General features: G+C 47.6%; 8 protein-coding genes, 2 tRNA genes and 1 rRNA gene. All 11 read left to right on the top strand.

The annotated features are described in order from the left end of the window. Positions 1-161: 161 nt before the first annotated feature. On the top strand, positions 162-611 hold the full coding sequence (tadA, locus tag LUCIF_RS10790) for a tRNA adenosine(34) deaminase TadA (protein ID WP_122627901.1): 450 nt from the start codon (positions 162-164) through the stop codon (positions 609-611). A gap of 4 nt (positions 612-615) precedes the next feature. After that, a tRNA-Ser gene (locus LUCIF_RS10795) sits at positions 616-706 on the top strand. A gap of 50 nt (positions 707-756) precedes the next feature. Further along, a tRNA-Ser gene (locus LUCIF_RS10800) sits at positions 757-848 on the top strand. A gap of 322 nt (positions 849-1,170) precedes the next feature. Beyond that, positions 1,171-2,862 carry a DNA polymerase III subunit gamma/tau gene (gene dnaX / locus LUCIF_RS10805; RefSeq protein ID WP_243638719.1) on the top strand — a complete coding sequence of 564 codons (1,692 nt, stop codon included), beginning with the start codon at positions 1,171-1,173 and terminating at the stop codon, positions 2,860-2,862. Between the two features lie 2 nt (positions 2,863-2,864). Then, positions 2,865-3,191 (top strand): YbaB/EbfC family nucleoid-associated protein, encoded by a 327-nt coding sequence (locus LUCIF_RS10810; RefSeq protein WP_122627903.1) that lies wholly within the window; start codon positions 2,865-2,867, stop codon positions 3,189-3,191. 5 nt (positions 3,192-3,196) lie between these two features. Next, a complete protein-coding gene (recR, locus tag LUCIF_RS10815; protein ID WP_122627904.1) occupies positions 3,197-3,793 on the top strand; it encodes a recombination mediator RecR in 597 nt (198 codons plus the stop codon). Positions 3,794-3,873: 80 nt separating this feature from the next. Next, entirely contained in the window at positions 3,874-4,140 is a 267-nt protein-coding gene (locus LUCIF_RS10820) for a YaaL family protein (protein ID WP_243638720.1), read from the top strand. A 294-nt stretch (positions 4,141-4,434) separates the two neighbouring features. Further along, the gene (locus LUCIF_RS10825; RefSeq protein ID WP_122627906.1) at positions 4,435-4,695 is read left to right on the top strand and encodes a DUF2508 family protein; all 261 of its coding nucleotides are present in this window, start codon (positions 4,435-4,437) and stop codon (positions 4,693-4,695) included. A 58-nt stretch (positions 4,696-4,753) separates the two neighbouring features. After that, a complete protein-coding gene (locus LUCIF_RS10830; RefSeq protein ID WP_207857480.1) occupies positions 4,754-5,047 on the top strand; it encodes a pro-sigmaK processing inhibitor BofA family protein in 294 nt (97 codons plus the stop codon). Between the two features lie 45 nt (positions 5,048-5,092). Next, entirely contained in the window at positions 5,093-5,755 is a 663-nt protein-coding gene (locus LUCIF_RS10835; RefSeq protein ID WP_122627907.1) for a P-loop NTPase family protein, read from the top strand. 464 nt (positions 5,756-6,219) lie between these two features. Beyond that, a 16S ribosomal RNA gene (locus LUCIF_RS10840) occupies positions 6,220-6,517 on the top strand; the annotation flags it as partial.

A 6,517-nucleotide genomic window follows, 5' to 3' on the forward strand; every position in this document is an offset into this window, starting at 1 on the left:
AACGATTGGTTATACGCTATACTATCATAGTGATGTTAGCGCTTAGGTTTTACTGAATACGAAATCGTGTTTGGAAAATCGGCGTTATGCATATAATAAGAGTGCCGCAATGGAAGCAGAATCGCATAGAATGAGCGATCAATACGTTATGGTGAAGAGGCATGGATGACGAGTACTACATGGGACTAGCTCTGGATGAGGCACGTAAAGCGTATGCAGTCGGGGAAGTGCCGATTGGGGCCGTGCTGGTGTGGGAGCATCAAATCGTTGCTTGCGCCCATAACATGAGAGAGACCTGGCAGGATGCGACGGCACATGCTGAAATCATTGCTATCCGTGAGGCTTGCCGGATATTAAAACGCTGGCGATTGACGGGGGCTACATTGTATGTTACAATTGAACCCTGTCCTATGTGTGCAGGGGCTTTGGTTATGAGCCGCATCGACCGGCTGGTATACGGCAGTGCCGATTATAAAGCCGGAGCGGTTGAGTCGATATTTAATATTGTGCAAAATGAAGCGCTGAATCATCGAATGGAAGTGACGCCGGGCATACGGGCTGCGGAATGCAGTGACTTAATGCGGGAGTTTTTTCGTCAGCGTCGTAAATAAATAAGGAGAGGTGGCTGAGCTGGTCGAAGGCGCTCGACTCGAAATCGAGTAGGCTGTAAAAGGTCTCGTGGGTTCGAATCCCACCCTCTCCGCCATGTTGCATTTTTAATTAACTTCATATATAATAAGTAAGCGGTAACGACGTGGAGAGATGTCCGAGTGGTTGAAGGAGCACGACTGGAAATCGTGTGTACTGACAAAACGGTACCGAGGGTTCGAATCCCTCTCTCTCCGCCATTTTTGTTTCTAAGGTCGGACCACGGCTGTTGCCGGGTCTTGCGCAATAGAAGCTCATGAACCCCGTCAGGTCCGGAAGGAAGCAGCGGTAAGTGATAACTTGTATGTGCCGTAAGGGTGCCTGGTTTGATAGTCGTGGCCCGACGTTGGAAACAGAGATAAGAGATGACGGCAGCAGCTATGAATGACATAGCTGCTTTTTTGCTATTTAGAGACTGCTTAAGAGGGCGTATCCGGCCAGGGAATTTTTAGAGATAAAGAGGAAAAGCTAAGGTCATGTGGAATACAGACTGGGGAACAGGGGGTGTGTGAGTTGGCTTATGTGGCGTTATACCGGGCCTGGCGGCCGCAGGATTTTGACAATTTGATAGGACAGGAACACATTAGCATAACGTTGAAGAATGCAATTACCAGCGGAAAAATTGCACATGCCTACTTATTTTCCGGGCCGCGGGGGACCGGCAAAACCAGTACGGCCAAAATTCTGGCCAAGGCCCTTAATTGCGTGGACGGTCCTACGGATAATCCCTGTAATCATTGTCCAAGCTGTGAAAAAGTCACGGCGGGGACTTCCATGGATGTATTGGAAATCGACGCTGCTTCCAACCGGGGCATCGATGAAATCCGGGACCTTAGGGAAACAGTTAAATTTGCGCCTGTTGATGGTAGGTATAAAGTATATATTATTGATGAAGTACACATGTTAACCACCGAAGCGTTTAACGCTCTTTTAAAAACCCTGGAGGAACCGCCGGCCCACGTCGTGTTTATTTTGGCTACAACGGAACCGCATAAAATTCCGGCAACGATTCATTCCCGCTGTCAAAGATACGATTTTCACCGTATTGCCGTAAAAGAGATCCAAAGCCGGCTGACGGCGGTGGCCGATAGTGAAAAAATTGAATTTGAACCGGAAGCGCTGCTGCTGATTGCATCCCAGGCAGACGGTGGCATGAGAGATGCATTGAGCATTTTAGACCAATGCGCCATGATGAGCGAGAACAAAGTAACGGTTGCCAATGCCCGCAATTTGCTTGGGTTAATCGGCCATGAATGGATTTGGAAGATGGTTGAAAGCCTTGCGTCCCGTGATGCCGGAGCAGTGCTTAATGGAATTGACGAGATGATTTCCCTGGGAAAAGATGTTCGGCAAATCCTGGTTGAACTGGTGCTTTATGGCCGCAGTCTATTATTATATAAAGCGGCTCCCGATTTTGGCGGAACCGATCTTTATGGTGCAGACCAGGAAAGGTTGGCGAGTCAAAGCCGGTGCTTTACGCAGGAAGAACTTTCCCGTATGCTGCAGACATTAAATGAAGCCATTAATGAGGCAAAATGGTCCGGTGAACCGCGTATTATTGTTGAGATGGCACTACTAACCATTTGCCGGCGTCAGAATACGGAGGATGTGGAACGGCTGGCGGAGCGGGTAGAAGCTTTGGAAGCCAAGCTGGCGGGAATGGATCTGAATACGGTAATGGCAGGTCCGGCGCCGCATACTCCGGTGAGGGCGAAAATGGAATTGCCCGATATAAGGACCCAGCAAAAGATGGCAAGTGGCCTTGCTTCCCAGGAGCAAACCGGGAAACCGGTTGAATTACCGGCAGCAGACCAAGAATCAATGCCGGTTTCAACCCCGGACGATTTAAAAAACCTCTGGCAGGGTGTTTTAAAAGAACTGCAGGAAGGTGGCAAGCGGGCGGTGCATGCCTGTGTCGTGCAGGGTCAACTGGTATCATTGGATAATGATCAGGCCGTTATTCATTTTTCTTCGCCGTTTCCTAAAGAACGTACGGAAAAAGAGGATTATCGGACGATTATCGAGAAACTAATAGCGCAGGTTTGCGGCAGGCACGTAAGACTTCAATGCGTATTAACCGCGGGAACTTCTCCCGCAAAAGCGACAACTACTTCCCGCCCGCCGGCGGAGGAAGAACATCCTGTTTTAAAAAAGGCGCTTGCCGTATTTGGTGGGAAAGTAATGAAACAGGAAGAAAATAAGGGGGAATCATAAGAATGTTTGGTAATATGGGCAATATGGCGGGAATGATGAAGAAAGTTCAGAAACTCCAGGCCGATATGGCTAAATTGCAGGAAGAACTCAAGACCCGTACGCTGGAAACGACGGCCGGCGGCGGTGTGGTCAAAGTAGTCATTACCGGTGAGAAACAGATTCAATCGCTGAAAATCGATCCCGGCGCGGTAGATCCTGCCGATGTAGAAATGCTGGAAGACTTGGTTACTGCAGCTGTCAATGAAGCATTGAAAAAGGTAGATGACATGATGGCCCAAGAAATGGGGAAACTGACCGGCGGTCTGAATCTACCACCCGGAATGTTTTAAACGTCATGCAGCATGTAGCTCCTCTGGCTAAACTAATAGAGCAATTTCGCCGGCTGCCGGGAATTGGCCCTAAAATGGCCGCCCGGCTTGCTTATCATATATTAGAAATGGATAAAGAAAAGGTCGTGGCACTATCCCAGGCAATCTTGGAAGCCAAAGAAAAAATCGGGTATTGTTCTGTTTGCTTTAATCTTACCGATTGTGACCCCTGCCGCATTTGCCAGGCGGCGGAACGGGATGGTAGCGTTATTTGTGTGGTGGAGCAGCCCCAGGATGTGGCGGCTATGGAAAGAACCCGGGAATACCGCGGCTTATATCATGTATTGCACGGAGCGCTATCGCCGCTGGAGGGAATTGGCCCGGACGATATTCGTTTGAAAGAGTTGCTGGCCCGGCTGCAACACGGTTCAGTTCAGGAAGTTATCATGGCAACCAATCCCAATGTGGAAGGCGAGGCAACGGCCATGTATATCGCCCGTTTGTTAAAACCGTTGGGAATTACAGTGACCCGCATTGCTCATGGATTACCGGTCGGCGGAGACTTGGAGTATGCCGATGAAGTCACACTGTCCAAAGCGTTGGAGAATCGCCGAAATATGTAATGGCTAGTATCCTTTGCCGTTTAAATTCTTCTGTTTTTGGGAAACCTACCATAAGTAGGAACAGGAGGATGATGACGGTGATGAGTTCATGGAAAGAATGGCTGCTTTCCCTGCTGGAAAATGAAAATCCGGAACCAGCCCCTTTGCCGGATTTGCCGGATGTAGTGGAACAGGCCAGGCAGGAGTGGCTAAGCGCTCAAAGCTATTATAATACGGTATCGGATCAGGACCTGGTTGACCATGCAGTTTATTTAATGCAGGCCGCTGAAAAAAAATATATATATTTATTAAAAAAAGCCCGCCGTGAAGGCGTGACTCATTCTCCATATTCATCAACAGGGCAATAGCCCTGGTTTTTTTTCGTCGTTGCCACTTAACCTCCGCTTACGACAAGACGATCCTTCTGCCTGGATTGTTCGCCCAAATGATTTCCAGATGGTTTCCCTGCGCCCCGAGCCATGCGCCATGAGCCGAAAGACCGCATAGCGGTTTTTTTTAAGTACGATTCGGTGTATAATTGTCGCTGTGACATATGTGTTCCGCGCACCGGATTGAATTTAGTCATTCTTGCATAATTTGGGACATACCACATATACATATTAAAAAAGGTGATTTCATCCAGGAAACGGGGCGGAATATGTATGCGGTGGTTTTGGCGCAATTGGTTCATTGGCCCGAAACACAGACGTAAGGATTTGTTTCAGTCTAATCTTACAGATATCATTGAGGAAGCGAAAAAAGACTGGCTTTCTGCCCAGGACCTTTTCCGGGTTTCAAGCAGTCAGGAACTGGCGGACTATGCAGCTTATTTGATTCTGGCCACGGAAAGAAGATATATTTATCTATGGAAAATTGCCCGGCGTGAAGGATTCCTTAAACAAAATACGAATCAAAGTTTATGAAAGAATCGTAATAACGGACGTACTGTTTCCGTTACACTATAGGGAGGAGGAAGATGTTATGTCGATGCTACCTGGATTTAATGGCGATTGGCATATTTTATTGGCGTATGGATTTGGAATTTTACTTATTTATCTGATTGGCAGGGTGTTTTTGATGCCGATCAAGATCGTTTTTCGCCTGATATATAATGCCTTAATTGGAGGCTTGATGCTTTGGGCCCTGAACTATATCGGCGGGCACTTCGGCTTTATCATTGGGATTAATCCGGTTACGGCTTTAGTTGCCGGTTTTTTGGGATTGCCGGGAGTAATTTTGCTGATTTTGTTTAAAATATTTATTGGTGGGGTCTAAAGTAAAATTGTCCTGCGTTGAAAGTAGACAAGGAGTCGGCTAAGAATGAATCCGATCGTCGAGGCTTATGTGGGGGAATATGCCAGCGGTAAAAGTGAGAATGCGGTGAACCGGGCGGTTTATCTGCTGCGGCAGGGGTTTCCCGTGACATTGGTGGATTTAGATACGGTAGAACCGTGTTATACGATCCGGCCAATTAAGAAAGAACTGGAGCAAATGGGGATGGATGTCGTAGCCTGGGAGACGCGCGATACGGTCGGCCTCGGTGAGGCCGGCAATGTAATCAAGGGGTCCATGCGTTGGGTATTACGGCGCCGGGGAAGCATTATTCTGGACGTAGGCTATGGGGTTCACGGTGCCCGGATTTTTAACATGATTGAGGGAGCCGATGAAAATCCATATCTAAAAATTATTGCTGTTATTAATATGTCCCGTCCCTTTACCGCCTCTGTCGAAAGGATACTGGACTATGTATTGACCCTGGGCCGGGTCGATGCGCTGCTGAATAATACACATATGGACCAAGAGACGACTGCGGAAATCGTGCAAAACGGGGCCAGAGGCGTTGCTACGGCAGCAAAACAATTAGGGCTTCCGGTTGTGGCCACTTCTGTCACGAAAGAACTCGCACCGGAGATCGGGCCGGTGGATTGTATGGGACATCCCGTATGGACTCTGGAACGGTTTATGCCCCGTACCTTTTGGTGAAATTTCGCAGAAAATATTCTTCGTATTCATATTGACATAAAGTTTGTCTTTATGCTAATATATAAAAGCCGCTGAAAACGGCGGCAAAAAATACCAAAGCGAAAGCAGTTGACAAACAGCCGTGACTTTGGTAAGATATGAACTTGTCGGCCGTCAGCTGAGAAAGACCCCAAGGGTCTTTAAATGGAAAGAAAGTATTTTACTTTTCGGAAGTCTGAGAAGAATACGTTATTTAGAAATAACCCGAAAAGGTATACTTTCTGATTCCACAAGAACGACGGCGACGAAAAAAATAGTTGACACGGTGAAAGAAACGTGATAAACTATAAAAGCTGTTCTTTGAAAACTAAACAATGTAAGGTGAAAAGCCAGATGTGCGGACAGGTATTACGAGAGTAATACCGTCAAAAAACAACCAAGAATTCTTTAATTCATAAAGAGCCATCAAGGTTCTTCAATAAACATTATTGGAGAGTTTGATCCTGGCTCAGGACGAACGCTGGCGGCGTGCCTAACACATGCAAGTCGAACGGAGGTTTCAGCAATGGAACTTTAGTGGCGAACGGGTGAGTAACGCGTAGACAACCTGCCTTTTAGTTGGGGACAACACCTCGAAAGGGGTGCTAATACCGAATGAGCAGTCCGTGCCGCATGGCAAGGACAGGAAAGACGGCCTCTGAACATGCTGTCGCTAAAAGAAGGGTCTGCGTCTGATTAGCTGGTTGGTGAGGTAAGAGCTCACCAAGGCGACGATCAGTAGCC

The sequence above is a fragment of the Allolucifera butyrica genome, from assembly GCF_900476375.1.
In the GTDB taxonomy this organism is placed as follows: domain Bacteria; phylum Bacillota; class Negativicutes; order Sporomusales; family UPPP01; genus Lucifera; species Lucifera butyrica.